General features: G+C 61.3%; 24 protein-coding genes. 16 read left to right on the forward strand and 8 right to left on the reverse strand.

Annotation, left to right across the window (positions count from 1 at the left end; genetic code table 11):
- The 3 genes from parC (at position 1) to ACUN8C_RS04805 (ending at position 5,372) form a co-directional block, all read left to right on the forward strand.
- Positions 1-2,247 (forward strand): DNA topoisomerase IV subunit A, encoded by a 2,247-nt coding sequence (parC, locus tag ACUN8C_RS04795; protein WP_445621158.1) that lies wholly within the window; start codon positions 1-3, stop codon positions 2,245-2,247.
- Between the two features lie 90 nt (positions 2,248-2,337).
- Entirely contained in the window at positions 2,338-3,549 is a 1,212-nt protein-coding gene (serB, locus tag ACUN8C_RS04800; protein WP_445621159.1) for a phosphoserine phosphatase SerB, read from the forward strand.
- 92 nt (positions 3,550-3,641) lie between these two features.
- Positions 3,642-5,372, forward strand: coding sequence for a PilZ domain-containing protein (locus ACUN8C_RS04805; RefSeq protein WP_445621160.1), 1,731 nt, complete (start codon positions 3,642-3,644; stop codon positions 5,370-5,372).
- A 4-nt stretch (positions 5,373-5,376) separates the two neighbouring features.
- Here ACUN8C_RS04805 and ACUN8C_RS04810 read toward each other — a convergent pair whose 3' ends face one another.
- Both ACUN8C_RS04810 and ACUN8C_RS04815 read right to left on the reverse strand, forming a co-directional pair.
- Positions 5,377-5,706 (reverse strand): 5-carboxymethyl-2-hydroxymuconate Delta-isomerase, encoded by a 330-nt coding sequence (locus ACUN8C_RS04810; protein WP_445621161.1) that lies wholly within the window; start codon positions 5,704-5,706, stop codon positions 5,377-5,379.
- A 39-nt stretch (positions 5,707-5,745) separates the two neighbouring features.
- Complete coding sequence (locus ACUN8C_RS04815; RefSeq protein ID WP_445621162.1) at positions 5,746-6,216, reverse strand: DUF4385 domain-containing protein; 471 nt, start codon at positions 6,214-6,216, stop codon at positions 5,746-5,748.
- 193 nt (positions 6,217-6,409) lie between these two features.
- Between ACUN8C_RS04815 and ACUN8C_RS04820 the strand changes: the two genes are divergently transcribed.
- The 3 genes from ACUN8C_RS04820 (at position 6,410) to ACUN8C_RS04830 (ending at position 9,316) form a co-directional block, all read left to right on the forward strand.
- Entirely contained in the window at positions 6,410-7,756 is a 1,347-nt protein-coding gene (locus tag ACUN8C_RS04820; RefSeq protein ID WP_445621163.1) for a lytic murein transglycosylase, read from the forward strand.
- A 193-nt stretch (positions 7,757-7,949) separates the two neighbouring features.
- The gene (locus ACUN8C_RS04825; RefSeq protein ID WP_445621164.1) at positions 7,950-8,993 is read left to right on the forward strand and encodes a M4 family metallopeptidase; all 1,044 of its coding nucleotides are present in this window, start codon (positions 7,950-7,952) and stop codon (positions 8,991-8,993) included.
- Positions 8,990-9,316, forward strand: coding sequence for a protealysin inhibitor emfourin (locus ACUN8C_RS04830; RefSeq protein ID WP_445621165.1), 327 nt, complete (start codon positions 8,990-8,992; stop codon positions 9,314-9,316). The genes ACUN8C_RS04825 and ACUN8C_RS04830 overlap by 4 nt, the downstream gene beginning before the upstream one ends.
- A gap of 25 nt (positions 9,317-9,341) precedes the next feature.
- Here ACUN8C_RS04830 and epmB read toward each other — a convergent pair whose 3' ends face one another.
- The gene (gene epmB / locus ACUN8C_RS04835; protein WP_445621166.1) at positions 9,342-10,400 is read right to left on the reverse strand and encodes an EF-P beta-lysylation protein EpmB; all 1,059 of its coding nucleotides are present in this window, start codon (positions 10,398-10,400) and stop codon (positions 9,342-9,344) included.
- A gap of 135 nt (positions 10,401-10,535) precedes the next feature.
- On the opposite strand from epmB, the gene efp reads away from it, so the two are divergent.
- Positions 10,536-11,102 (forward strand): elongation factor P, encoded by a 567-nt coding sequence (gene efp / locus ACUN8C_RS04840; RefSeq protein ID WP_445621167.1) that lies wholly within the window; start codon positions 10,536-10,538, stop codon positions 11,100-11,102.
- A gap of 83 nt (positions 11,103-11,185) precedes the next feature.
- Positions 11,186-12,169, forward strand: coding sequence for an EF-P lysine aminoacylase EpmA (gene epmA / locus ACUN8C_RS04845; RefSeq protein ID WP_445621168.1), 984 nt, complete (start codon positions 11,186-11,188; stop codon positions 12,167-12,169).
- A 72-nt stretch (positions 12,170-12,241) separates the two neighbouring features.
- On the opposite strand, the gene ACUN8C_RS04850 is transcribed toward epmA, so the two are convergent.
- The 3 genes from ACUN8C_RS04850 to ACUN8C_RS04860 form a co-directional block, all read right to left on the reverse strand.
- On the reverse strand, positions 12,242-12,538 hold the full coding sequence (locus tag ACUN8C_RS04850) for a YciI family protein (protein ID WP_445621169.1): 297 nt from the start codon (positions 12,536-12,538) through the stop codon (positions 12,242-12,244).
- 81 nt (positions 12,539-12,619) lie between these two features.
- On the reverse strand, positions 12,620-13,498 hold the full coding sequence (asd, locus tag ACUN8C_RS04855; protein WP_445621170.1) for an archaetidylserine decarboxylase: 879 nt from the start codon (positions 13,496-13,498) through the stop codon (positions 12,620-12,622).
- Between the two features lie 87 nt (positions 13,499-13,585).
- Positions 13,586-14,413, reverse strand: coding sequence for a sulfurtransferase (locus ACUN8C_RS04860; RefSeq protein ID WP_445621171.1), 828 nt, complete (start codon positions 14,411-14,413; stop codon positions 13,586-13,588).
- A 187-nt stretch (positions 14,414-14,600) separates the two neighbouring features.
- Between ACUN8C_RS04860 and ACUN8C_RS04865 the strand changes: the two genes are divergently transcribed.
- The gene (locus ACUN8C_RS04865) at positions 14,601-15,929 is read left to right on the forward strand and encodes an NCS2 family permease (protein ID WP_445621172.1); all 1,329 of its coding nucleotides are present in this window, start codon (positions 14,601-14,603) and stop codon (positions 15,927-15,929) included.
- Positions 15,930-16,021: 92 nt separating this feature from the next.
- Here the strand turns inward: ACUN8C_RS04865 and rsgA are convergent, their stop codons facing one another.
- Positions 16,022-17,038 (reverse strand): small ribosomal subunit biogenesis GTPase RsgA, encoded by a 1,017-nt coding sequence (gene rsgA, locus ACUN8C_RS04870; RefSeq protein WP_445621173.1) that lies wholly within the window; start codon positions 17,036-17,038, stop codon positions 16,022-16,024.
- Positions 17,039-17,191: 153 nt separating this feature from the next.
- On the opposite strand from rsgA, the gene orn reads away from it, so the two are divergent.
- Entirely contained in the window at positions 17,192-17,737 is a 546-nt protein-coding gene (orn, locus tag ACUN8C_RS04875) for an oligoribonuclease (protein ID WP_445621174.1), read from the forward strand.
- Between the two features lie 27 nt (positions 17,738-17,764).
- On the opposite strand, the gene queG is transcribed toward orn, so the two are convergent.
- Entirely contained in the window at positions 17,765-18,877 is a 1,113-nt protein-coding gene (gene queG, locus ACUN8C_RS04880) for a tRNA epoxyqueuosine(34) reductase QueG (protein WP_445621175.1), read from the reverse strand.
- 383 nt (positions 18,878-19,260) lie between these two features.
- On the opposite strand from queG, the gene ACUN8C_RS04885 reads away from it, so the two are divergent.
- From ACUN8C_RS04885 to hfq, 6 genes are all read left to right on the forward strand, one after another.
- Complete coding sequence (locus ACUN8C_RS04885; protein ID WP_445621176.1) at positions 19,261-20,763, forward strand: NAD(P)H-hydrate dehydratase; 1,503 nt, start codon at positions 19,261-19,263, stop codon at positions 20,761-20,763.
- A 66-nt stretch (positions 20,764-20,829) separates the two neighbouring features.
- Complete coding sequence (tsaE, locus tag ACUN8C_RS04890; RefSeq protein ID WP_445621177.1) at positions 20,830-21,315, forward strand: tRNA (adenosine(37)-N6)-threonylcarbamoyltransferase complex ATPase subunit type 1 TsaE; 486 nt, start codon at positions 20,830-20,832, stop codon at positions 21,313-21,315.
- Between the two features lie 61 nt (positions 21,316-21,376).
- Complete coding sequence (locus ACUN8C_RS04895) at positions 21,377-22,849, forward strand: N-acetylmuramoyl-L-alanine amidase (protein ID WP_445621828.1); 1,473 nt, start codon at positions 21,377-21,379, stop codon at positions 22,847-22,849.
- A gap of 42 nt (positions 22,850-22,891) precedes the next feature.
- Entirely contained in the window at positions 22,892-24,868 is a 1,977-nt protein-coding gene (gene mutL / locus ACUN8C_RS04900; RefSeq protein ID WP_445621178.1) for a DNA mismatch repair endonuclease MutL, read from the forward strand.
- A gap of 12 nt (positions 24,869-24,880) precedes the next feature.
- Positions 24,881-25,825, forward strand: a complete 945-nt coding sequence (gene miaA / locus ACUN8C_RS04905) for a tRNA (adenosine(37)-N6)-dimethylallyltransferase MiaA (RefSeq protein WP_445621179.1) — start codon at positions 24,881-24,883, stop codon at positions 25,823-25,825.
- A gap of 119 nt (positions 25,826-25,944) precedes the next feature.
- On the forward strand, positions 25,945-26,196 hold the full coding sequence (gene hfq, locus ACUN8C_RS04910) for an RNA chaperone Hfq (protein ID WP_445621180.1): 252 nt from the start codon (positions 25,945-25,947) through the stop codon (positions 26,194-26,196).
- Positions 26,197-26,207 lie beyond the last annotated feature (11 nt).

Raw genomic sequence — 26,207 nt, forward strand, 5'->3', positions numbered from 1 at the left:
ATGACCATGGATATTCACGTGCGCGAAGGCGATGTCGAGCGCCTGGCGCTTCGAAGCTACACCGAAAAGGCGTACCTCGACTATTCGATGTACGTCATTCTGGATCGTGCCCTGCCCAATATCGGCGATGGCCTGAAGCCGGTACAGCGCCGCATTGTCTATGCCATGCGCGAGCTGTCGCTGACGGCCAATGCCAAGTACAAGAAGTCGGCGCGTACCGTCGGCGACGTACTGGGCAAGTTTCACCCCCACGGCGACAGCGCCTGCTATGAAGCCATGGTGCTGATGGCGCAGCCTTTCAGCTATCGCTACCCGCTGGTGGACGGCCAGGGCAACTGGGGCAGCCCCGATGATCCCAAGTCGTTCGCGGCGATGCGCTATACCGAATCGCGCCTGACGCGCTTTTCCGAAGTCCTGCTGGCCGAGCTGGGGCAGGGCACCGTGGACTGGGTGCCCAACTTCGATGGCACCATGAACGAGCCGGCGGTGTTGCCGGCGCGCCTGCCACACGTGCTGCTCAATGGTGGCTCCGGCATTGCGGTCGGTATGGCCACCGATATTCCGCCCCATAACGTGACGGAGGTGGTCGAGGCCACCGTGCATCGCCTGCGCCACCCGGACTGCAGCATCGACACCCTGTGTGAGCTGCTGCCGGCACCGGATTTCCCGACTGCGCCCGAGATCGTGACGCCGCGCGCGGATCTGCAAAAGCTCTATACCACCGGGCGCGGGTCGGTGCGCATGCGCGCCCGCTATTACCAGGATGGCAGCGATATCATCATCAATGCGCTGCCCTGGCAGGTCAGCGGCGCGCGTGTGCTGGAGCAGATGGCTGCACAGATGCAGGCCAAAAAACTGCCGATGGTGGCGGACCTGCGCGATGAGTCCACGCATGAAGAGCCTACGCGGCTGGTCATCGTGCCGCGCTCCAATCGCGTCGATGTCCAGGCGCTGATGGACCATCTCTTTGCCACCACCGATCTGGAGAAGAGCACCCGGGTTAACATGAACCTGATCGGGCTGGATGGCCGCCCGCAGGTCATGGCGCTGGATCGTCTGCTCGATGAATGGCTGGCGTTTCGTCGCAATACCGTGCGCCGGCGGCTGGAACATCGTCTGGGCAAGGTCGAGGATCGTCTTCACATTCTTGAGGGCCTGCTGATCGCCTATCTCGATCTTGATGAAGTGATTCGCATCATTCGGGAAGAGGATGAGCCAAAGCCTGCCCTGATCGCCCACTTTGGGCTCAGCGAACGTCAGGCTGATGCCATTCTCGAGCTGCGTCTGCGCCATCTGGCAAAGCTTGAGGAGATGAAGCTCAAGGGCGAGCGCGATGAGCTTGAGCGCGAGCGCAAGCAGCTTGAGAAGCTGCTGGGCAGCGAGAAAGCCATGACCAATCTGATCGAGCGCGAACTGCGCGCCGACGCAAAGGCCTATGGTGATGAGCGTCGCAGCCCGCTGGTCGAGCGTCAGGAAGCGCGAGCGCTGTCCGAGGTCGACCTGCTGGGGGCCGATCCGATTACCGTGGTCGTCTCCGAGAAAGGCTGGATCCGAGCGGCCAAGGGTCATGATATCGACCCGAAAAGTCTTTCCTACAAGTCCGGCGACAGCTTCGCCTTTGCCGCCCTTGGCAAGACCAATCAGCCGCTGGTGCTGCTCGAAGACAGCGGGCGGGCCTATACGCTGGCCGCGCATCAGCTGCCTTCGGCGCGTGGCCAGGGTGAACCGGTCTCCGGGCGGGTCAATCTGGCGGCGGGCTCCAGACTGCGTGCCGCCATGATCGGCGCACCGACGCAGCGCTATCTGCTGGGCAGCGACGGCGGCTACGCCTTCAGCGTGGCACTGGAAGAGATGCTTGGTCGCAGCAAGTCCGGCAAGGCGGTTGTGAGCATTCCAAAGGGATGCGATGTGCTGATGCCGCTGGCGCTCTCGGGTGAGGCGCAGAAAGTGGCCGTGGTCTCCAATGAAGGGCGGCTGCTGGTCTTTGAGGCGAGCGAGCTGCCGGCGATGAGCAAGGGCAAGGGGTCACGCATGATGGATATCACGGGCGCGCGAGCGGCCAACCGTGAGGAGTTCGTGCGTGACTGGATCGTGCTTGAGCCGGGCCAGGCGCTGATGGTGCATGCCGGCAAGCGCAAGAAGCGGCTGGCGGGCGAAGAGCTGGCGGGTTACGCAAGCAGCGCCGGAAAGCGCGGTCTGAAACTCCCGCAGGGGTTCCAGAAGGTGGATCGCCTGGACGTCGAATAGCGTTGTCAGACGCCGTCGATCGTCATTGGCAGGGCCGAGGGGGCAACCCCCGGCCCTGGGCTTTTTTTCCATGGTGTGTGAGAGAACAACATGAACCAAAGGCTGCTGGTACGTGCCACCGGTCAGGTCAGACCCCATCAGCTGGCAATGTTGAGCCAGGTGCTGGGCGAGTGCGGTGTTCAGCTGCTGGACATCGATCAACGGGTCACGCTGGGTCAGACCGTGCTTGAGGCGCTGGTCCTGTGTGATGAGACGTCATCGACCATGGCGTCGCGTCTTCATTCGGCCTGGCAGACGGTTGAAGAAGACACCGGCCTTGTGCTGTCGGTACATGACCTCGATCAGAATACGCATGCGCACGGCCAGGCATCTGATCTGGTGATGACGCTCATGGCCACGCATCTGCCAGCGGATCTGCTGGCGCAGATGGACCGCAAGGTCAGCGAGTGTGGCCTTGTCATCGAGCGGATGCAGCGTCTGTCCGGACCATCGTCACTGATCGAGCCCGCGCCTGCCGAAGGCGTCTGTTTTGAGTATCACCTGCGTGGTGAGACCGTTGATGTCGATACGCTGCGTCAGACCCTGCTGAGGTTCGGCTCCGAGCAGGGCGTCGACATTGCCCTGCAAAAAGACAGTCCCTGGCGCCATCAGCGCCGTCTGATCTGTTTTGACATGGATTCGACCCTGATCAAGGCCGAGGTCATCGATGAGCTGGCGCGCCGCCATGGGGTTTTTGAGGCGGTCGCGGCAATTACCGAGCGGGCCATGCGCGGTGAGATCGACTTTCAACAGAGCTTTCGTGAACGCATGGCCATGCTCGAAGGCCTCAGCGAGTCGGTGCTTGAAGAGGTCGCCGACGGCCTTGAGCTGATGGATGGTCTGGAGCGTTTGATGACAAACCTCAAACGACTGGGCTATCGCACGGCCATTCTGTCAGGCGGCTTTACCTACTTCGCCCGCTATCTACAAAGGCGACTCGGTTTTGATGAGGTTCATGCCAACGAGCTGGTGATCGAGGCGGGCGTGGTCACCGGCGAGGTGCACCTGCCGATCGTGGATGCCGAGCGCAAGGCAGAGCTTTTAAAAGAGATTGCCGAGCGTCATGGCATCGCCCCCGAGCAGACCGTGGCAGTCGGCGATGGCGCCAATGACCTGAAGATGCTGGCCGCCGCCGGGCTGGGTATTGCCTTTCACGCCAAGCCGCTGGTGCGGGAAAAGGCGCGCCTTTCGCTGTCCATTCTGGGGCTGGATGCCATCTTGTATTTACTGGGCCACGACGCGCGTACGCTGTACCCGCAGTAACGCGCATGCCCCGGGCCCTGTGCTCAAGAAAGGCCCCATCATGCCGATATCCCCCGCATTCAGGTGATCAAGCCTGCCCGGCGGATAATCTCATGTTTCCAGATTCCAATCTTAATACAAGCAAGGCGCGTCATCTGGACATCGGCGCGCCGGACCAAATTGTCGAAACCTTCGCCGATTTGATCGGCAGTGACGCCAGATTATCGATTCGTTTTGAAGGCCTTGAGGTTCAGTATCCCGTGAGCCTGGCCCTGCTGGACCGTGACCTGCACCAGTGTGTTCTAAGGGCCAGTGCACTGGAGGACCTCAACACGCTGCTGGACCGGCGCCTTCCCTTCTATCTGGATATTCAGTACACCTCGATGACGATGACCAGTGCCATGATGCGCCCGCTCAAGATGGGAGGGCAGGGTGACTGGATCGATCTTCGCGCGGCACTGCCCGTATCACTCAAGCTGACCCGACAGCGCAATCTGTTTCGGGCCACGCTTGAGCGCGGCATGAAGGTCAATATGCTCATGACCGCCCAGCGTGGCGGCAGCGAGGTCGAAGGGCGGCTGGTGGATCTCTCCATTGGCGGCTGTCTGATTGCGGTATCGGTCAACGATGCCATCAATTTTCAGATCGGCATGCCGCTGCATCGGCTACGGGCGGTCTTCCCCAATTCCGAAGCCTTTGACGCCGCCGGCTGTGTGCGACACATGCGCTGCAGCGATGACAGCAATGATGTGCTGGTCGGGGTGGTGTTTGATGCCAGTCTGGCCGATTTTGAACGCAAGGTATGGTTTTACGTGCGCGAAATCGAGCGTGAAGCCGTGCGGCTGGATGCTCCGGTTGAACGGTCGGTGGCGCCTTCGAGGCTTTTTAATGAAGGCAGTGCCGCCCTTGAGATGGAGGCGATTGCCACCCCTCAGGAAGAAGCGCTGGCAGTACTGCCCCTGTTTGATAACGTCAAAAACATTGCCCGTGCGCTGGGCGTTCAGCTGATAAATCTGCAGGCCGGCATGAGTCTGGAAACGTCGGTGCTGTGTGAGCAGGCGCGCATGCTGCTGTCGCTGCTGCAGGAAGATCGTCAGGCGCTTTTGTATGCGCTGGCCTGCGTCGAGCCACATTCCACGCCACTGGTATGCCACGGCATGTCTGTTGCCGCGCGATTGGCCGATCTGGAAAGTGGCGATCGCACCACGGAACAGGTCGTGCAGATGATGGCCTGTGCGCTGGTACATGACTTTGGCAAGATACTGTTGCCCGAAAACGTGCGCCTGCATCAGGGCAGCATGGAGGCTTCGATGCTGTCGCATCTGCATGCCCACGTGGAACTGCTGCGCTTTCGCATCGAGCGAGACGGGCTCTCCTCCGACATGCGTCGTGACGTGCTGCTCAGCATCAATGAGCGACTCGACGGCAGCGGCTACCCCCGTGCCCTGGGAGGGCATTCACTGAATCGTCTGGCGCGCATGGCCGCCGTGGTGGATGCCGTGGATGCCATGGGCAGAGTGCGCTCCGATCGTCCTGCATGGCTGTCGCTGGACATCTATCGTCACATTTTCAACGCCGGCAGCCAGTTTGATGCCGCCAGCGTTAATCGCTACGTCAAACGCTACGGGTTTACGCCGATCGGCTCGCTGGTATCGTTTTCCAGCGGGTTCCAGGCCTGGGTCATGCGCCTCGATGCCAGAGGACAGCCGTGGCGGGTGCGGGTCGTGCGCGAAATGACCCGTAACAGCAGCATGAATCAGGTGCTTGAAGGGACAGATCTGGTACAGCTGGGCACGCTTGAAGGGAGTGTCGGGCGTCATGACAGCGCCATGACGCCCTGGTGAGGCGTCAACGCGAGAAGGTGGCGCTGTCGGTTTCCACCATTTCGACAGTGGCGCTCATGCGCTCGGCCAGGTGTTCGTTGAGAGTGACCAGCAGCGCATTGGACAATGCCAGACGCTGCGCCTGCGTTCGTCCGGCAAACAGGCGCACCTGCAGCATGGCAAAGGGCTTTTTCTCGCCGGCCTGACGGGGGTGGGACAAGGGCAGCGTGGCGACCTTGATCGCGCGCGCTTCAAAAAGCCCGGAGTCCAGAGCGCAGTGGTGCAGGGCATCCACGAGGGGCTCGAGCGTGTCATCACCGAGGTCGCGGGGATGATGGAAAAGCAGTGTCGGCATGTCGATGTTCCGTCATGAAGGCCTTTCAGCCATGGTTTTTCAACCATAAGCGCGCTGATGGGCCTTTTTGCGTTTCAGATAGTCGTCGTCTTCGCGCACCTGTATCCAGACCTTTTCAAAGATGGCCGCGGACTCGGCTTTTTCCTCATCGATCTGGCGCTCGCGAATCTCGCCACTTTTATCGTATTTGCGCCCCCCTGGATAGTTGGCATAGCGCCGGGCGCGGGTATGTCCCATCTGAATAAACTTGCGCGCCATGTCCATGCCGACAAAATCATCGCGCGAACGGTAGTCTTCAAACATTTCCAGAAGCTTTTGTGAGGAGGCGCGGGCATCCTCCCGGGTCTTGAAGCGCCAGTGCGGCAGCAGCTCTCCCTTGTAGGGTTCCACGGTGAGCACGCCCTGTTCGCCGCGGCCTACCCGGTAATGTTCCGGGTGCGCTCGACAGTCCGGCTTGTCACCATCCTCCTGGTGTGGCTGGCCGGTCAGGGCCGCCTTTGACTTGCTCATGCCGTTGTCCTGTCATCCGTGAGTGGGGCCTTTAGGGCTGTCCATGAAGCGATGCTGAAATACCTGCCAGTGCATGCGCCCGAGAGTGGTCAATATCAGGCATTATCAGCCATGATAGTTCAGCTCATCAGACAGGAAAGCGGTAATGCCATCACGAGTTCAGAGAAAGGGATCGTCACATCGAGTCGCCGGCATGTCGGTGACGCGCGCGCGCATGCTGATGATGACGCTGTTACTGAGCAGCGGCGTCATGCAGGGCTGTCAGGCCGGCGCCTCACCGTCTTCGCAGGCATCTTCACAGACGTCTTCATCGACGCCGCGGGCCACAACGCAGGAGACGGAAAAAAACGAGGCCCAAAATGCCATCAAGGCTGCCGAAACGCCGACCGCCGACCGTGACGATCAGACACCTGCCGAGCGGGAGTCGTTTGACCAGTGGGTCAGCGAATTCCGGCAAACGGCGCAGGGGCAGGGCATTACGCCTGCCACACTGGACGAGGCGCTGGCAGAGGTGCGCTATCAGCCGCGCATTATCGAGCTGGACCGCTCGCAGCCGGAGTTTACCCGGGCCATCTGGGAGTATCTTGACAGTGCCGTGTCTTCGACTCGGGTCGATAATGGCCGTCAGAAGCTGGCCGAGCACCGCAGTGCCGCCGATCAGGCGCAGGCGAGCTATGGCGTGCCTGGTTCGGTTATCACGGCCATCTGGGGCATTGAAAGCAACTATGGCAGCAACTTCGGCAGTTTTTCGACCATCGATGCCTTTGCCACGCTGGGCTACGAAGGGCGTCGTCATGCCTTTGCCCAGGAGCAGCTGATCGCGGCCCTGCGCATCATTCAGGAAGGCGATATCGACCGCGACCACATGCTGGGGTCCTGGGCCGGGGCGATGGGGCATACCCAGTTCATCCCCACCAGCTTTCTGGCCTACGCCGTGGATGGCGACAACGACGGCCGGCGCGATATCTGGGGCAGCATTCCTGACGTGATGGCATCAACCGCCCACTACCTGGCCAAAAATGGTTGGCAGCCCGGCCAGCCGTGGGGCGTGGAAGTGACCCTGCCGGAAGGCTTTGATTACACCCGCACCGAACTTTCCACGCGTCAGCCCACCTCGGCCTGGCAGACACAGGGCGTGCGCCCGATTCAGGGGCAGTCCCTGCCGGCATTCGACCAGGGCTCCATCATTGCCCCGGCAGGTGCGCAGGGTCCTGCCTTTCTGGTCGGCCCCAACTTTCGCGTCATCATGCGTTACAACAATGCCACCAGTTACGCACTCGCTGTGGCGCTGCTGTCACAGCGCATCGAGGGCGGCCCCGGTGTACAGGGCAACTGGCCGCGCGGTCTGAAACCGTTGACTCGTTCGCAGACCAAAGAACTGCAGGGGCTTTTGAATCAGAAGGGCTTTGGCACCGGTACGCCGGACGGCATCATGGGCCCCAACACTCGTGAAGGGCTGCGGGCATGGCAGCGCAGCGCTGGCAGGACGCCGGACGGCTTCCCCAGCAGTAGCGTGCTGGAAGCCCTGCGTCAGCCGTAACGCTTTCGGACAGATTTGGGTCGCCGGGCGGGGTTAGACAAAAGTCGGTGTGACGATTCATCACACTTAAAAGAGTCCCTCGCCCATGATCGACTAGGCTTATCAATGAAAGGATTTCATTACAGACAGTGACGGTCACATAACAGTGTTGTGCTGTCATTGTGGCGGGCAGTCAGACAGTCGGAGAGTCAACATGAAGGCGACGCGTAACAACCCTTACGGGGTCATTCCTCCTCATCTACTCAACTACCTGATCGAGCATGGTAACGATCGTCATCGCCGCTGCGCGTTGAACACCCTGACGCTTGATTCCCGCTTCAGAGCCCGTACCGAGCGTCACACGTCGCCCACTGATGCCCGCCGCGGTGCCAAGGGTGAGCCCCTGCGCTACATTTTTGATGCCGGCAATACCATGGAGTTGCCGGGGCGCCAGGTGCGCCGCGAAGGCCAGCGCAGCACCGGCGACGAAGCCGTGGATGAGGCCTACAAGGATCTGGGGGCCACCTATCGGTTTTTCTGGGAAGTCCTTGGTCGTAATGCCATCGATGATGAGGGCGGTGCATTACTGGGGACCGTGCATTACGGCGAGGATTACCAGAATGCCTTCTGGAACGGCTATCAGATGGTCTTTGGAGATGGGGATGGCGAGATTTTTCTTTCCTTCACAAGAGCACTTGATGTCGTTGCCCATGAGCTTGCCCACGGCATTACCGAGCGCGAAGCGGGGCTGGTGTACTACAACCAGCCGGGTGCCCTGAACGAGTCCGTCTCGGATGTCTTTGGCGTCATGGTGGCCCAGTATGATGCCAACCAGACCGTGGAAGAGGCCGACTGGTCAATCGGCCGGGACCTTTTGGCGCCCAACATTAACGGTACCGGGCTTCGCTCGATGTCACAGCCCGGCACGGCCTATGATGATCCACTGTTGGGTCGTGATCCTCAGCCGGCACACATGCGTGATTTCGTGGAAACCAACGAGGACAACGGCGGCGTTCACATCAATTCCGGCATTCCCAATCGCGCCTTTTATTTGACGGCCATGGCACTGGGTGGCCACAGCTGGGAACGTGCCGGCAAGGTCTGGTACGCCACACTCACCGACGACCGGCTGGCCAACGATGCCGAGTTCGTGGACTTTGCCCGCCTGACGCTGGACAACTCCGAGCGACTGTTTGAAGGCGGTGAGGTGCGCGAGGCCGTACGTGGCGGTTGGCAGGGTGTGGGAGTCGAGGTATGAGTTATCAACACTCTCTGGGCGAGCGCGCGCGCGTTCGCCTGGCGCGAGAGGGCGGCGTGGCCTACATGCCAGCGCTGGCCCGTCCTCGCGAGATCGCCTTTCATGAATGCTCGCTGTCACAGCGTAAAAGGGTCTGCAAGCTTCTGGATGAGGCCGAGCAGCTAAAGTGCCCCGGCGATCAGGCCGGGCAGGGTGACCAGCGCTATTTTCGCATCATCATCATGCCGGTAGGCAGCGATAATGAAGTGATCACCCTGCATGTGCCCGAGCGTCGGGCACCGGAGTCACTGGTGGCGCTGTGGGAGAAAGGGCCCGGCGACTGATGGGCCCCGATGACAGCGAGGGCTGTTAGAGCGATGACGGTGTAACAGGCCAGGCCTCAATCGGCGACTTGGCCTGTTCACCCGGTATCTCGCGCACCAGTCTCGGCACCAGAAAGCCCGGCAGCCGGTCTCGAAGTGCCTCATGAAGCTGCCGGGCTTCGTGGTCCGGCACATCGAAGTGTGCAGCACCGGCCACGGGGTCCAGCACGTGAAGGTAGTAGGGCAGTATGCCGGCTTCAAAAAGGCGCTCGGAAAGGGCTGCAAGTATCTCGGTATTGTCGTTGACCCCGCGTAACAGCACGCTTTGATTGAGCAGTGTCACCCCCACGCCTTTCAGCCGCTCACAGGCTTTCATGACGCTGTCATCGATCTCATTGGCATGATTGATGTGTAGCACGATGACCTTTTGAAGACGTGTGGCGCCGAGCCACTCAAGCATGGCGTCATCGACCCTGTCCGGGATGACCACCGGCAGCCGCGTATGCAGCCGAAGCCGCTTGAGATGCGGGATGGCATCAAGCTCACCGACCAGCCAGGAAAGCCGGGCATCGCTTGAGACCAGCGGGTCCCCGCCGGAGAGAATGGCCTCGATCAGTGAATCATCATGGCGCAGGTAGTCCAGCGTTTTGCCCCACTGCGCGCGGGAAGCGGCGTGATCCTCGTAGGGAAAGTGGCGCCTGAAGCAGTAGCGGCAGTTGATGGCGCACGCACCGCTGGTAATCATCAGGACGCGCGCGGCATATTTGTGAATCAGCCCGGCCACCGGCGTATGATCCGCCTCTTCCAGCGGGTCGGTCACGTAGCCTGCGACCGTGTGCATCTCGCTTTCCAGCGGCAGCACCTGGCGCAGTAGCGGATCGTTCGGGTTACCCTTCTGAATGCGTGACAGGTAGGCCTGTGGCACCCGCACCTCAAAGGCGTGATGGCCACCTTCAGCGCCCGGCAGCCAGCGCTCGTCGAGGCCGACGGCGGCCAGCAGGGCCTTTGGGTCGCGCAGGGCGCCGGAAAGCTGTGACTGCCAGCTCTGCTCGGGCGTGCTGTCATTGCCAGCGGCGGATAAAGAGATAGTCTGCACAGGCTGCATGGTTCGCGTTATCATCGCATACATTGTAATGCTTCAACGTCGATCGACCCTGATGGCCGAGGCGTTGGAGCCTTCTGGTGATTCACTGTCCCCGCAGTCCCGACATATGAGCGGCTGCGAACACAACGAGGCGTTATGGCAAGCTATTCTACCAACGAATTCAAGGGCGGTCTGAAAGTGATGCTCGACGGCGATCCCTGCAACATCGTCGAAAACGAGCTCGTCAAACCCGGCAAGGGTCAGGCCTTCAACCGCGTCAAGCTGCGCAATCTCATGACCGGTCGCACCTGGGAGCGCACCTTCAAGTCCGGCGAGTCTCTTGAGGGCGCCGATGTGCTCGACATCGACATGGAGTATCTCTACAACGATGGCGATATGTGGCACTTCATGAGAACCGACGGCTCCTTCGAGCAGTTCGCTGCCGACAAGAAGGCCGTGGGTGATACCGCCAAGTGGCTCAAGGAGCAGGTGGTCTATACCCTCACACTCTGGAACGACAACCCCATCTCGGTGAGCCCGCCCAACTTCATTGAACTCGAAGTGGTCGAAACCGATCCGGGTCTCAAGGGCGACACGGCTCAGGGCGGTTCCAAGCCAGCGACCCTGTCGACCGGTGCTACGGTTCGCGTCCCGCTGTTCATCAATCAGGGCGAAACGCTCAAGATTGATACCCGCAGCGGTGAGTACGTCAGCCGCGCATAAGGCGTGTCCTGAAGTATGGCAAGCGCCGGGCCCTGTGGCCCGGCGCTTGCGTTTGGTCTTCCCTGATCGATGGATAACCTGCCATGAGTGCTGATGACTGGCGCCCCGGCGCCACCTTGGAAGTATTGCGCGTGCGCGCAGGTCTAATGCGCCGCATCCGCGATTTTTTTGACGCGCGTGACGTACTGGAAGTGGATACCCCGGTGCTGGGCCATGCCGGCAGCAGTGACGTGCATTTGGATTCGCTTTCGCTGAAGGCTCGCACGATAAACGGTGACGAGCGGCTCTGGCTACAGACGTCGCCGGAATATCACATGAAGCGCCTGCTGGCGGCGGGGAGCGGTCCCATCTTTCAGCTCGCGCGCGCCTTTCGTAATGGCGAGATGGGCCGGCGCCACAACATCGAATTTACCATGCTGGAATGGTATCGCCCCGGGTTCACACTCGAGGCACTGATTCAGGAAGTGGCGGCGTTGATAGAGACCGTGCTGGACAGAACGCTCCCCGCGGTTCGTCTGCGTGCCTATCGCGAGCTTTTCATGACGCATCTGTCGGTAGACCCACTGCTGGAAAGCGCTGACACGCTGGACAAACTGCGCCATCAGGCCGCGCGTTATGCCGGCGCGGAGACAGCCGATTGGTCACGCGATGACTGCTGTGACCTTCTGATGTCGCTGGTCATCGAGCCCTGTCTTGGGCGTGACGGTCTTGACGTGGTCGTTGATTATCCGGCATCACAGGCGGCACTGGCACGCCGGCGCACCGACAGCGACGGGGCGCTGATAGCCGCCCGCTTTGAGGTCTACCTGGAGGGCATCGAGCTTGCCAACGGCTTTGATGAACTGACCGACGCCGATGAGCAGCAGGCGCGCTTTGAAGCGGACAACCAGGTGCGCGCCAGGCTGGGCAAATCGCCCGTGGACGCCGATCAATGTCTGATCTCGGCACTGCGCGCCGGTATGCCGCAGGGCTGTGGTGTGGCGCTGGGTGTTGATCGACTGATCATGCTGGCGCTGGGGCTTGAACATATCGACAGTGCCATGGCCTTTGGCACCGCACGCTGCTGATTCGGTCGGCATCACATGATGATTTGAAACGCCCCGTCGTCATCCCGCTACGGGGCGTTTCAGGTATCGGGGTCAGGCGTTCGGGTCGAACAGTTTGATCTCGCGAACATCGATATGCTCCCAGACCTTCTCGGTGACGTAGACCTCCGTCTCGAGCCAGGCCTCCAGCGCTTCCCGGCTTTCAAACCGGCAGTGGACATTGGAGCCAATCATTTTGCCGTCATCATTCAGGATGACGCCGCCACTGATGAAATGCCCCTGCCGGGCAAGCTCGCGAAGATCCTCCAGATGCTTCTCTCGACAGCCCATGCGGCGCTCGAGTGCGCCCTCATCGGTGTAGTCCCAGGCCAGCAGCGTAAATTGTGTCATGTCGTATTCCTTTCAGAAGCCATCTTTTCGGGCGGCACCGGCTGAAGTGCCGCTCGGGCCGCCCTGTCACAGGGACGAGACTCAGGCCAGTTCTTCCGGCGTCAGCGTATCCGCCGGGATGTCTGGGTCGGGCGCCAGCTGCTGACCCAGACGAATCTTCATGCCGGGAGTGAGCGTCTCATTGAAGGTGTAGGCCTTCGGCAGACACATGACCACGGAGGAGCCGAGATGAAAACGGCCCATTTCGTCGCCCTTGCCAAGCGTGACATCACCTTTGGCCCAGTCATTGCTGTGCGGTTGGCGTGACAGCGGGGTGACCTGACCCGACCAGACGGTCTCGATGCCCGCGACAATCATTGCGCCCACCAGCACCAGCGCCATCGGCCCCAGCTCGGTCTCGAACAGGCATACCAATCGCTCGTTGCGAGCAAAAAGCCCGGGCACTTCGCGAGCGGTGGCCTGGTTGACCGAGAAGAGCCGGCCGGGCACGTAGATGGTTCGAATCAGGCGCCCTTCAAGGGGCATGTGCACCCGGTGATAATCCCGCGGCGAGAGATAGACGGTCGCAAAACTGCCTTCACGCAGATCGGAGGCCGCCGCTTCATCGCCACCGAGCAGGGCGGTCAGCGAGTAGGCGTGGCCCTTGGCCTGCATGAGCGTGCCGTGATCGATGCGCCCGAACTGGGAGAGCACGCCATCGGCCGGGGAGACAATGCCTGAGTCGATGGGGCGGGCGTCGGGGCGTAGCGGTCGGGTAAAGAAATCGTTGAAGCTGTGATAACTGTTCAGGTCGGGATTGAGGGCCTCGCTCATGTCGACGTTGTAATGGCGGGCAAAACGCTGAATGAACGTATCCCTGATCCATGGTGTGCGCGCATCGGCAAGCTGTCCTGCCAGTCGGGAGATGGCGTGCTGAGGCAGCGGATATTGCAGCAGGGCAAACAGACGATCACGATTCAAAAGAGGCACCTGGAAACAGTAGTGAGTGAAGGCAATGTTACATACCCCAGCCGGGCGCTCAAGCCTTGCGCCGGCAGGGGCGGGTGGTCAGTTTTCGATGGGGGTATCGTCGCGGTTGCCCCATTCCTGCCATGAGCCGGGGTAGGCGCGAATGTTGTAGCCCAGCAGGTAACCGATCATCCAGGTCAGTCCGCTGCGATGATGGCTCTGACAGTGGGTGGCAATCTCCCCTTCGGCATCGATCCCAATGATGGCAAGTTCAGTTACCAGTTCCGACAGATCGCGCAGGCGCAGGTGACGATCCCTGTCCATGGTCTCGGTCCATTCGAGATTGACCGCGCCGGGCATGTGGCCCCGACGCTGATTGTTGCCCTTGATACCGTCATACTCTTCGGGACTGCGCGCATCCCAGATGACAAGGTCAGGGTCGTCAAGGCGCTCGATGAGCTCCTCGCGGCGTATCATCAGCTCCGGGCGTTGAATCTGGGCCTGATAGCGCGTGGGCGCTGGGGTCGCCGGGTCGCGGGATTCGGGCAGACCCTCCGCGCGCCAGGCATGAATGCCGCCGTTGAGATAGGACCACCGATCATGACCCAGCAGGGTGAGTGTCCAGGCCAGCCGACCGGCCCAGCCGCCTCCCTCGTCGTCATAAAGGATCACATGGGTCTGCGGCGTCAGGCCAAGCTCGGAAAAGAGCGTCGAGAGGGCGGTGTCATCCGGTACCTCGTTGGCGACCGGCGACTGACCCGACAACAGACGACGGTAGTCGAGAAAAATCGCGCCCGGAACATGGCCGTCATGATAGCTCTTGGCGTTGGCCGGGACATCGATGATCAGAAGATCGGGAGCCGCTAAATGCTCTGACAGCGCCTGTGGCTCGATGATTCGGGGAAACCCTGGTGCATCCTGTGACATCCTCACTCTCCTTTTGGTGACGCGAGCGGGTTAACATGGCGTCAAGCATTGCACACTCGATGGCCGCTCGCGAACGGTGGCAGTGCCGGTATTCAGGGACAGCGGTGTTTCAACGACACCACCGGCAGGGACAGGTCGACATTCAATCAGGTATCAGGACAGACAACAGTGCAAGTGGAGAGTCAGTGTGCTCGAATCGTATTTTAAAATAACAAGCCAGGGCAGCAGCGTGCGTCGCGATATTCTGGCCGGCATCGCCACCTTTCTGGCGGCCATGTACATCATCGTGGTCAACCCGACCATCATGAATGCGGCAGGAATTCCCTTTGGCGGTGCCCTGACCGCAACCGTACTGGTCAGCTTTTTTGGCAGCCTCATGATGGGGCTTTACGCGCGCAACCCGATTCTGGTGGCGCCGGGCATGGGCATCAATGCGCTGTTTACCTACACCATGGTCGTGGGGGCGGGTATCCCCTGGCAGACAGCGCTGGGCTGTATCTTCTGGGCCGGGATTCTCTTTGCCGTATTGGCGGTGCTTAACGTGCGCCGCTATATCATCGATGCGATCCCGGCGCAGCTGCGCTATGCCATTTCCTGTGGCATCGGGCTTTTCATCACGGTCATTGGCCTGGTCAACGCGGGTTTTCTGGTCAGCAATCCGGCCACTGTCGTGGGGCTGGGCGAGATGACGCCGACGCTGGTGACCTTTCTGATCGGTCTTGCCATCACGGCCGTTCTGGTGGCGCGCAACATGCCGGGGGCGCTGATCATCGGCATCGTGACCACCACCCTGATGGCTACGGCCATCGGCCGGCTCTGGGGCGATGCCAGCGCCTTTTCTCCCACGGGCAGCGCGACGCTGGTCAATTTCAACGGCATTTTTGCCCTGCCGGATTTCAGCGCCATGGGGCAGCTGGATCTGATCGGGGCGCTCAATATTGCCTACTGGCCGTTCATTTTCGTGGTGCTGTTCACCACGTTTTTTGATGCGCTATCGACCTTCATGGGCGTGTGTCAGGCCGGCAAGCTGCTCGATCGCAACGGCGAGCCGCGCAACATTCGCCAGTCCATGATGGTCGATGCCATGTCGGCCATCATTTCGGCCCCGCTGGGCACCAGCCCGGCCAACGCTTACGTCGAATCAGCTGCGGGCATCAGTCAGGGCGGGCGCTCGGGACTTGTGGCGGTGACGGCGGCGCTGCTTTTTCTGCCGTTTCTCTTTTTGTCGCCGCTTTTGTCACTGGTGCCCTCGATTGCCACGGCACCGGCGCTGATCATGGTGGGCGTGTTCATGCTCGACCCGATTCGTCACATCAACTGGTATGAGTTTGATGACGCCATTCCGGCCTTTATCGCCATGATTCTGATTCCGCTGACCTACTCGATCACGCACGGTGTGGTGTTTGGGTTTCTGGCGTTTGTGGTGGTCAAGGCGGGTGTGGGCAAGCGTCACGAGATTCACCCGACCATGTGGATTCTGGCCGCGCTGTCACTGCTACTGCTGTTTCAGGAGTAGGCACTGCTCGGTGTGGGGGATGACTCAGGGGCCGCCTTCGGGCGGCCCCTTTTGTATTGTCGATGATGAGGCGTCACGGGGCGGGCGAGAGACTATCGCGGCGGGGCATTGAGTTCGTGCACGATGCGGCGGAAGCTTTCCAGTCGCTCGGGAAGAATCTCGCCGTTTTCCGCCGCAGTCAGAATGGCGCAGCCGGGCTCAAGGCGATGGCGGCAGTCGCGAAAGCGGCAGTGCCCCAGGTACGGACGAAACTCGATAAAGCCGTTTTCAATCTGCTGCTCGTCGAGATGGCCCAGACCGAACTCACGGATGCCGGGGGAGTCGATCAGGGCACCGCTGCCCTGGCTGAAATGATAAAGCCGTGCGGTGGTGGTGGTGTGGCGACCCTTGCGGCTATCCACGGAAAGCTCACCCACGGCCAGCGATTCATCGGGTAGTAGGGCATCAATCAGGGAGGACTTGCCCACACCGCTCTGGCCGACGAAGACGGCGGTGGTGTCATCCATGGCCGCAATCAGATCCTCGAGGCCGCCGTCACGCCTGGTCGAGGCGCCAATGACCGGATACCCCAGTGTGCGATAACGACTGGCCAGCGCGTGCAGCGCATGATGTTCATCGAGCAGATCCATCTTGTTGAGGACCAGTGCCGGCGCGATTCCGGTGGCTTCAGCCGCTACCAGATAGCGGTCGATCAGAAACGGATGCGGCTCGGGTTCCACGGCAAAGACGATCATGATGCGGTCAATGTTGGCCGCCACGCTCTTGAGCCGTCCACGAGCATCCGGGCGCTCCAGCGTCGAATAACGCTCAAGGCGTGCCTCGACCACGCCGCTGCCATCGCTTGCCTCGCGCCAGCTGACCCGATCACCGGTCACCAGCGTGTCGAGATTGGCGCGCAGATGACACAGGTGGCGCACGCCGTCGGTGCCTTCCACCTCCATGTTGCGGCCAAAGTGCGCCACCACCCGTCCCAGCTGTTCGGGGCCGTATTCTCCCTCGGCCAGCTGGCGCTGGTCGGTCTGCTCGCGCTTTTCGGCGCGTTTGACCCGCTCGGCCTGGACCTTCTCGACACGCCAGCGCTGCTGGCGGGATAGCTTGCGTTGACTCATGAAACTCCTGGGCGATCGTGGGCTTGCACGCCGGTACCGATCCCGGCTGGTGGAAAGCGTCGCGCAATTGTACGCTTTAGGGCATTCGTGTTTCATCCCGGCCCATCAGGGGTATCGGGAGGAATCTCCCTTCAAGTCTATCCGGAAAGTGTCATGAGTACTCAAAACGAACGTCTGATCTGGATCGATCTCGAAATGACCGGTCTGGATCCGGCGCGGGATCGTATTATCGAGATCGCCACCATCGTGACCGACAGCCAGCTTAACGTGATCGCCGAAGGCCCGGTCATGGCCATTCATCAAAGCGATGAGCAGCTCGCGCTGATGGATGACTGGAACACCCGCACACACGGCAATACGGGCCTTACCGAGCGGGTACGTCAAAGCGGCGTCTCTACACAGGACGCCGAGCAGGCGACGCTGCGCTTTCTGGAACAGCACATCGAGAAGGGCGCCTCACCGATGTGCGGCAACAGCGTCCATCAGGATCGACGCTTCATGCAGCACGAAATGCAGGCGCTGGAAGCCTTCTTTCACTATCGCAATCTGGATGTCTCGACGCTCAAGGAGCTGGCACGTCGCTGGAAGCCATCAATCCTGTCCGGGATCAGCAAAAAGGGCACGCACCTGGCGCTTGATGACATTCGTGATTCCATCGAGGAGCTGCGCTACTACCGCGCCAATCTGCTGGCGCTGTAGGCCTGTTTCGATTCCCGGCTTTCCCTATCAGGCCGGCTGGCGGGCGATGATGTCCTTGAAGCCGGCCTCGATCAGTGGTGCTGACGCCGCTTCCCGAGTGGCGTCGCGCTTTTGAGCCTGCTGTGACAGCGCCCAGCGCACGTGCTCGCGGACCATGTCGCTGGGCCAGGCCAGACGCGCCTTGAGCGCCGAGACAATCTCCTCGCTGAAGGGGGCGTTGCCAAGCCCCACGGCCAGGTTGCGCAGCCAGCGTTCATAGCCCAGTCGTCGAATGGCACTGCCCTGAGTATGCTCGAGAAACTCGGGCTCGCTCCAGTTGAAAAGATCGACCAGCCGGGTACGATCCAGCGCGTGGCGAGGCGCAAAATCCTTCTCCCGGGTGGCGCGTGTGAATCGCGTGAAGGGACAGACAAGCTGGCAGTCGTCGCAGCCGAAGACGCGATTGCCCATGGCATGGCGATACTCCAGCGGGATGGCACCGTGCTTTTCGATGGTGAGATAGGAGATGCAGCGTCTTGCATCGATCACCTTGTCATCCACGATGGCGCCGGTAGGGCACCAGGTCTGACAGCGCGTACACTTGCCACAGTGATCGCCTTCAAAGGGCTCATCCACGGGCAGGGGCAGGTCGGTATAAAGCTCGCCAAGAAAGAACAGTGATCCGGCCTTCGGGTTGAGAATCATCGCATTCTTGCCAAACCAGCCGATGCCCGCCTTCTGAGCCAGCGCGCGCTCCATGACCGGTGCGGAGTCCACGAAGGCACGAAATCCGAACGTCCCAATCTCCTTTTGCAGCTTTTGCGCCAGCTGGGTCAGGCGCTTGCGGATCAGCTTGTGATAGTCACGCCCCAGCGCGTAACGTGCCACGTAGGCACGCTCGGGCTGAGCCAGCACACGGGTGGTTTCGACCTCGGGTGGCAGGTAATCCATGCGCACACTGATGATGCGCAGCGTGCCGGGCTCCAGTTCGGCCGGACGGGTCCGTTTGGTCCCGTGGCGCGCCATGTAATCCATCTCGCCGTGATAGCCCGCCTCCAGCCATCGATTGAGCCAGGCTTCGTGGGCATCAAGGTCGGTATCGGTGATGCCCAGCTGCTGAAAGCCCAGCTCGCGTGCCCAGAGCTTCAGCTTCTCTGCCATTTCGGCAGGGTCGAGCGCCCGGCAGGCATCAGACGCTGGCGGCCCGGCATCATCGGGTCGGGCAGTATTTGAAGCCGCAGTGTTTGAAGCCGCGGTATCTGAAGAAACAGTATCTGAAGAAGCAGGGATCATGGCATTCGAGCCTCGAGGCTCGGTGTGACAGGGCATGAGCGGCAGCCCGTTTAATGAAAGCGACAGTATGACAGTGCAGACGCCTCCGGCCAAAGGCGCGACCTGTCGCATGAGCGCATGCTCACGATCGGAACCTGCCCGCGGCAACAGGGTCACAACACTGCCGGTATGCCCGCAGTAGACAATATATTCAGATGGCCGGCTCGATAAGGCCGCCATCAATGACATGGATGGTCAGGAAGGAGAACGTCATGGCGGTGAACGCAAGACTCTACAGCGCCCAACAGGTACAGGCACTGGATCAACGCACCGTCGCACAGGGGGTGCCGGGCTTTACCCTGATGATGCAGGCCGGCCAGGCGGCCCTTGATGAGCTTCTCAAGCGCTGGCCCGAAACCCGGCGTCTGTGCATTCTTTGCGGCAGCGGCAACAACGCCGGAGACGGGTATGTGATCGCGGCGCTGGCGTATCAAAAGGGGCTGACGGTGCAGGTGTTGGCGCTGCGTGCGCCCCACGAGTTGCAGGGGGAGGCGGCTTGCGCGGTGCATCTTGCCCGCGAAAGCGGTGTGACCATCGACGACTGGCACTCAGGGTTCGAGATCCCGTTTGAAACCGACGTGATCATTGATGCGCTGCTGGGCACCGGTACCCGCGGTGAAATACGCCCGCCGTTTGATAGCGCCATCGCTTGTATCAACGCCGCACCACAGCCGGTGATGGCGCTGGATATCCCTTCCGGACTGAATGCCGATACGGGGGCGCTGCTGGGCGAGACGGTCGAGGCAGATCTGACGGTGACGTTTATCGCACGCAAGTTCGGTCTTTATACCGGTCAGGCCCCCGATGTCACCGGTGAGATTGTACTTGCACCGTTGAGTGTCTCCGAGGCAACGCTGTCAGACAGTGACCATACCGGCGAGCTACTGGTGCCCGAGCGGCTTCAAATCACGCTGCCCAGACGTCGACCCACCACCCACAAGGGCGACTGTGGTCATCTGCTGGTGGTGGGCGGTCAACCCGGGTTTGGTGGCTCGACCATCATGAGTGCCGAAACCGCGGCACGTCTGGGTGCCGGCCTGGTGAGTCTGGCCACCGCGAGTGTGCATATTCCGCCGGCGCTGACGCGCTGTCCGGAAATGATGGTCCATGAGGCCCGCAACGGTCTGGATATCGAATCGCTGATCGACAGGGCCACTGCCGTGCTGATCGGCCCGGGGCTGGGGCAGGGCGCATGGGGACAGGGGCTGATGCAGGCCGTCATGCGCGCTCCCGGTCCTCGACTGATAGATGCCGATGGACTTCATCTGCTGGCGGCAGGCTACGCCGGCGAGCGACGTGACAACTGGATACTGACGCCTCATCCGGGAGAGGCGGCCATGCTGCTGGGATGCAGTGTTCCCGAGGTGCAGGCCGATCGCTATCAGGCGGCGCTGGCGCTGCAGCGTCGCTATGGCGGCGTGATCGTGCTCAAGGGGGCCGGCACCCTGGTGGTCGGCGGTGAAACGCCTGCTGAATGCTTTATCAGCCCCTTCGGTAATCCGGGCATGGCTTCCGGTGGCATGGGCGACGTGCTGGGGGGCATGATTGCCTCGCTGCTGGTGCAGGGGCTCTCGCCGCTGGAAGCAGCGGCCAGCGGTGTCTTGATCCATGGGCTGGCCGCCGATGATGCGGCGTGTGACCAGGGAGAGCGTGGCCTGCTGGCAAGCGATCTGGCATGCTACGCGCGCCGTCGCGCTAATCCCGACAGGCGATAGAATGTCATCGACATGACGACCTGCCGATATCGTGGCAGGGCGCTGATCCGTTTAAAGTGGGACAACGTGAGCAAGACAACCATCATCCTTGAACCCGGCGATGAAACCGCACAGGTGGCCATCGGCCGCTGGCTGGCCGAGGCGCTGGCGTATCACGGCATCGTGTATCTCAATGGAGAGCTGGGTGCCGGCAAGACCACCCTGGCCCGCGGCGTGCTCCGCGCGCTGGGCCACGATGGCGCGGTCAAAAGCCCGACCTATACGCTGGTGGAGCCCTATGATCTGGAGACCGGTCGGGTGTATCACTTTGACCTTTATCGTCTGGGCGATCCCGAAGAGCTCGAGTTTCTGGGGGCGCGTGACATGCTGGCCGACAGGGCGCTGACACTGGTGGAGTGGCCGGTGCGGGGTGAAGGCTGGCTGCCGGCTGCCGATGTTGTCATTACGCTGTCGCTGATGGATCAGGGACGACGTCTGGTGCTCGAGGCCGGCAGCGATCATGGGGTACAGGCCCTGCAACGACTGGCGGCATCGACACGGGACATTTCATGATGGCTTCCAGCCTCGTGTCGGAGATGTCCGCCATGAACACCAATACAGTGATAAGGCAGTGATGAAGTTTCCGGCAGCTTTTTTGACCCTTTTTGCCATGATCATGTTGAGTGTCATGGCCACCGCTGCTCAGGCCGCCCAGCTTGAGGGGCTTCGGCAGTGGACCGACAGTGACGGGACGCGTCTGGTCTTTGATCTTTCAAGCGAGGCCAGGGCCGATGTGTTCACTCTGGACAATCCGGCTCGTCTGGTCATCGATCTGACCAATACCACCCTGAACACGAATCTTGGCAGCGCCGTTGACGGACGCGGTCTGGTCAAGGACGTTCGCTCCGGCGTGCGCGATGGTTCAGACCTTCGCGTGGTCGTGGAGCTTGAGCGCCAGGCGACGCCCAATGCCTTTAAGCTTCCCCCCGGGGGTGGGCACGGCCATCGGCTGGTGGTCGATCTGGCGCCAGGCAAGGGCGGCAGCGCCTCGAAGGGGGCAAGCGATGGTGATGACCCCATCACGGCCATGATTCAACAGCAGGAGCAGGCCGCGCGAAGCAAGCTCGCCAGCAGCCGCCCCACGGAAAACCCGAAGGTGGCAGAGCAGGTCAGCAATGAGCCGACGGCCGAGTCACGCCAGAAGGCCAAGCCGCATCCGCGGCGCGATATCATCGTGGTGGTCGACCCCGGTCACGGCGGCAAGGATCCCGGTGCCTCCGGCCCCGGCGGCACTCATGAAAAGAATGTGGTGCTGCAGATCGGCCGGCGGGTCAAGGCCAAGCTTGATGCCATGCCCGGATTCAAGGCCTACCTGACCCGCAGCGACGATACCTTTATTCCGCTTCGTGGCCGCACGCGTATTGCCCGCAAGCATCACGCCGATTTCTTTGTGTCGGTGCATGCCGATGCCGGCGGCTCCACGTCGCCCCGCGGCACGTCCGTTTATGCCCTTTCCCAGCACGGTGCGACGTCCGAGCGTGCCCGCTGGCTGGCACAGAGTGAAAACCGCTCCGATCTGATCGGGGGCGTGGATGGTGATTTGAACCTTGATGACAAGGATCAGGTGCTGCGTGGCGTGTTGCTGGATCTGAGCATGACCGCCACCGTCAACGATTCGCTGTCTGCCGGTACGGATGTGCTCAGCCGGGTGTCCAACTTCAACAAGCTGTTCCATTCGCGCGTTGAGCAGGCCGGGTTTGTGGTGCTCAAGTCGCCGGATATTCCTTCGCTACTGGTCGAGACCGGCTTTTTGACCAACCCTTCCGAGGAGCGTTTGCTCAAGTCTCCGGCGCATCAGGAAAAGCTGGCCAATGCGATCGCCCAGGGCATTCAACAGCACTTCCTGCGCAGTCCGCCACCCGACAGCCTGCTGGCGTGGCAGCGTGACCAGAACCGCGGTGGCGCGTCCAATGAGTATCGCGTTCGGGCCGGTGATACGCTGTCGGGAATTGCAGCACAGCAGAATGTGTCACTGGCGGCGCTTCGACAGGTCAACGGTCTGGATACCGATGTACTGCGGCTGGGTCAGGTGCTGACCATTCCCTGATGAGTCTCTTCATGGTGGCGTTCACAACATCGGAGATCGGCAATGAGTGACTTCACGGCCACCGGAATCCGTCGCATACAGGCGCTGGCCCCGCGCCTGGCCAACCAGATTGCGGCCGGCGAGGTGGTCGAGCGTCCGTCGTCGGTCGTCAAGGAACTGGTCGAAAATGCCATCGATGCCGGCAGTTCGCGCATCGAGATCGAGCTTGAGTCCGGTGGCAGTCGTCTGATTCAGGTGCGCGATAACGGCTGTGGAATCGAACACGATGATCTGGGTCTGGCGCTGTCCCGCCACGCGACCAGCAAGATTACGTCGCTGGATGACCTTGAAGGGGTGGCCAGTCTCGGATTTCGCGGTGAGGCGCTGGCGGCCACCAGCGCCGTCTCCCGTCTCGAGCTTTATTCCAACACCAGCGATGATCCGGTCAACGGCTGGCGCGTGGTGGCGGAAGGACGCGAAATGGCGCCGCGTCTGTCGCCGGCGCCACACCCGCGCGGCACAACCGTGGCGGTGCGCGATCTCTTTTTCAATACGCCGGCTCGACGCAAGTTCCTGCGTACCGAAAAGACCGAGTTCAACCACGTTGAAGAAGCCTTTCGTCGCCTGGCCCTGTCGCGTCAGGACGTGGATCTGGTACTTAGGCACAATCAGAAAACCGTACATCAACTGATGGGCGGTAACAGCCAGGCCGCGATGGAAAAGCGCATTGCCCAGCTGCTGGGGCGCGGGTTTCTGGACAATGCCATCCATATCGACATGGCGGCCACCGGGCTGGCGCTAAAGGGCTGGGTCGGACTGCCTTCTCATACTCGCAGTCAGGCCGACCAGCAGTATTTTTTCGTCAATGGCCGGGTGATTCGGGATCGACTGGTCGCGCACGCTGTACGCCAGGCCTATCGCGATGTGCTCTTTCACGGCCGTCATCCGGTGTTCGTGCTCTACCTGGATCTTGATGCCCACGGGGTGGATGTCAATGTGCATCCCACCAAGCACGAGGTGCGCTTTCGAGACGGGCGGCTGGTGCATGACTTTCTGTTCTCGAGCCTGCACCGGGCGCTGGCGGAGGTTCGGCCGAACGGGCATGCCGCCGCATCGCCCGAGACGCCTTCAGCGCCGACGGCCCCGGCTCCGCGCTTTGACCAGCAGCGCATGGCGCTTAATGAGGCCCCCAGTGGGGCGACGGCCAGCGTTACCGGCGGTGGTGAACCACAGGGTGGGCAATATCGCAGCAGTCGGCCGGGCGAACAGCAGGTTCGCGAGTTCATGGCGGGCTACCGTGCGCTGCATCCGGACCACGAGGCTCGGCTGCTGACGTCCCGGGCGCCTGCAGACGACCAACCAACAACGCCCCCGACGCCTGTAAGCGCCTCGTTTTCTCGTGAGGGCAGGGTTCACCAGCAAACCGCCCCCGAGGGTGCGGTCGATGCGACCCGCGCGCCGCCGCTGGGATATGCCGTGGCGCAGCTTCACGGGGTTTATATTCTGTCGCAGACCGAGCGCGGCATGGTGGTTGTGGACATGCATGCCGCGCACGAGCGCATCACCTATGAGCGCATGAAGGCGCAGTATCTGGGGGAGGGCATCGATACCCAGCCGCTGCTGGTGCCGGTGTCCATGTCGGTCAGTGAGGCGCAGGTCGAGCTTGCCGAGCGCGAGCAGGCAACGATTGAGGCCATGGGCGTGACGCTTGAAGCCGCAGGGCCGGAAACGCTGCTGATTCGGGAAGTGCCGGCGCTTTTGAAAAACGGCAGCGTGGAGGCGCTGGTGCGCGAAATGCTTGAAGAGCTCGAGCGTTACGGGCGCAGCCAGGTCGTCAAGGATCACCTGTTCGATCTGCTCTCTACCATGGCCTGTCATGGCAGCGTGCGCGCCAACCGGCGCCTGGAGATCGAAGAGATGAATGCCCTGCTGCGGGACATGGAGCGCACCGAGCGCAGCGGACAGTGCAATCACGGCCGCCCCACCTGGACGGAGATGTCGATGCGCGACCTTGACCGTCTTTTTCTGCGTGGCCAGTAGGATGAGTACTTCATGAACAGCACTGCATCGCCACCGCCGGTTATCATGCTGATGGGGCCCACGGCGGTCGGCAAGACCGATCTTGCCATCGAGCTGCATGAGCAGCTGGGCGTTGAGCTTGTCAGCGTCGATTCGGCCCTGGTCTACAAGGGCATGGATATCGGGACGGCCAAGCCTTCGGCACAGGAGCTTTCCCGGGCACCCCATCGACTGATCGATATTCGTGATCCCTCCGAGCCCTACTCGGGTGTGGCCTTTCGTGACGATGCGCTTCAGTGCATTGAAGACATCACCGCTCGTGGCCGGGTGCCGTTGCTGGTCGGCGGGACCATGCTCTATTTCCGCCTGTTGACGGAAGGGGCCGCCGACATGCCTCAGGCAGATCCTGCCATTCGTCAGGCGCTGGGAGAGCTGCTCGAAAAGGGTGGTCCCCGGGCGCTGCATGATGAGCTGTCCCGGGTGGATCCTGACGCTGCCGCGCGACTTCATCCCAACGATCCTCAGCGCCTGATGCGTGCCCTGGAGGTCTATCGGGCCAGTGGTGAGACACTGACCGCACACTGGGCGCGACAGTCTCCCGTAACACTGCCGTTTACGCCGCATCCGATTGCGCTATTGCCGGGCAACCGCAAACAGCTGCATGAGCGGATCGGTCAGCGTCTTGACAACATGTTCGCTGATGGCTTCGTTGAAGAGGTTGAGGGGCTTCGCGCGCGCGGCGATTTAAGCCCGGATTTACCTTCGATGAAAAGTGTGGGCTATCGTCAGGTGTGGGAAGGACTTGATCGCCTTGAGGATCGCCCCCAAATGGCGTTCAAGGCGCTGACGGCGACCCGGCAACTGGCCAAGCGCCAGATGACCTGGTTGCGTCGCTGGCCGGGCGCTCTGCAGCTTGACCCGCAGGATGCCGGGATTATGCAACGGCTACTGAAAATCGTGCGCGACATCGGCACTTAGCGTAATATGATCGGTTACCAGTGAGCCTCACTTGAGCCTCCGGGACGTGGATCTTTCTTGCGCTTACAGCAAGTTAAAAACCGATAAACATACAGCAATTAATATTTTGGGAGAGCCACATGTCCAAAGGACAATCCCTTCAGGATCCGTATCTGAATATCCTGCGTAAGGAGCGTATCCCCGTCTCCATCTTTCTGGTCAACGGCATCAAGCTTCAGGGCCAGATCGAGTCCTTCGATCAATTTGTCATTTTGCTGCGCAATACCGTCAGTCAGATGGTGTACAAGCATGCCATCTCTACTGTCGTTCCGGCGCGTAACGTCCGTTTACCGGCGCAGGATGCTCCTGCTTCCGGTCAGGAAAGTGAATAGAGAGGCGCTGA

It is taken from the genome of Kushneria sp. Sum13, assembly GCF_052692355.1.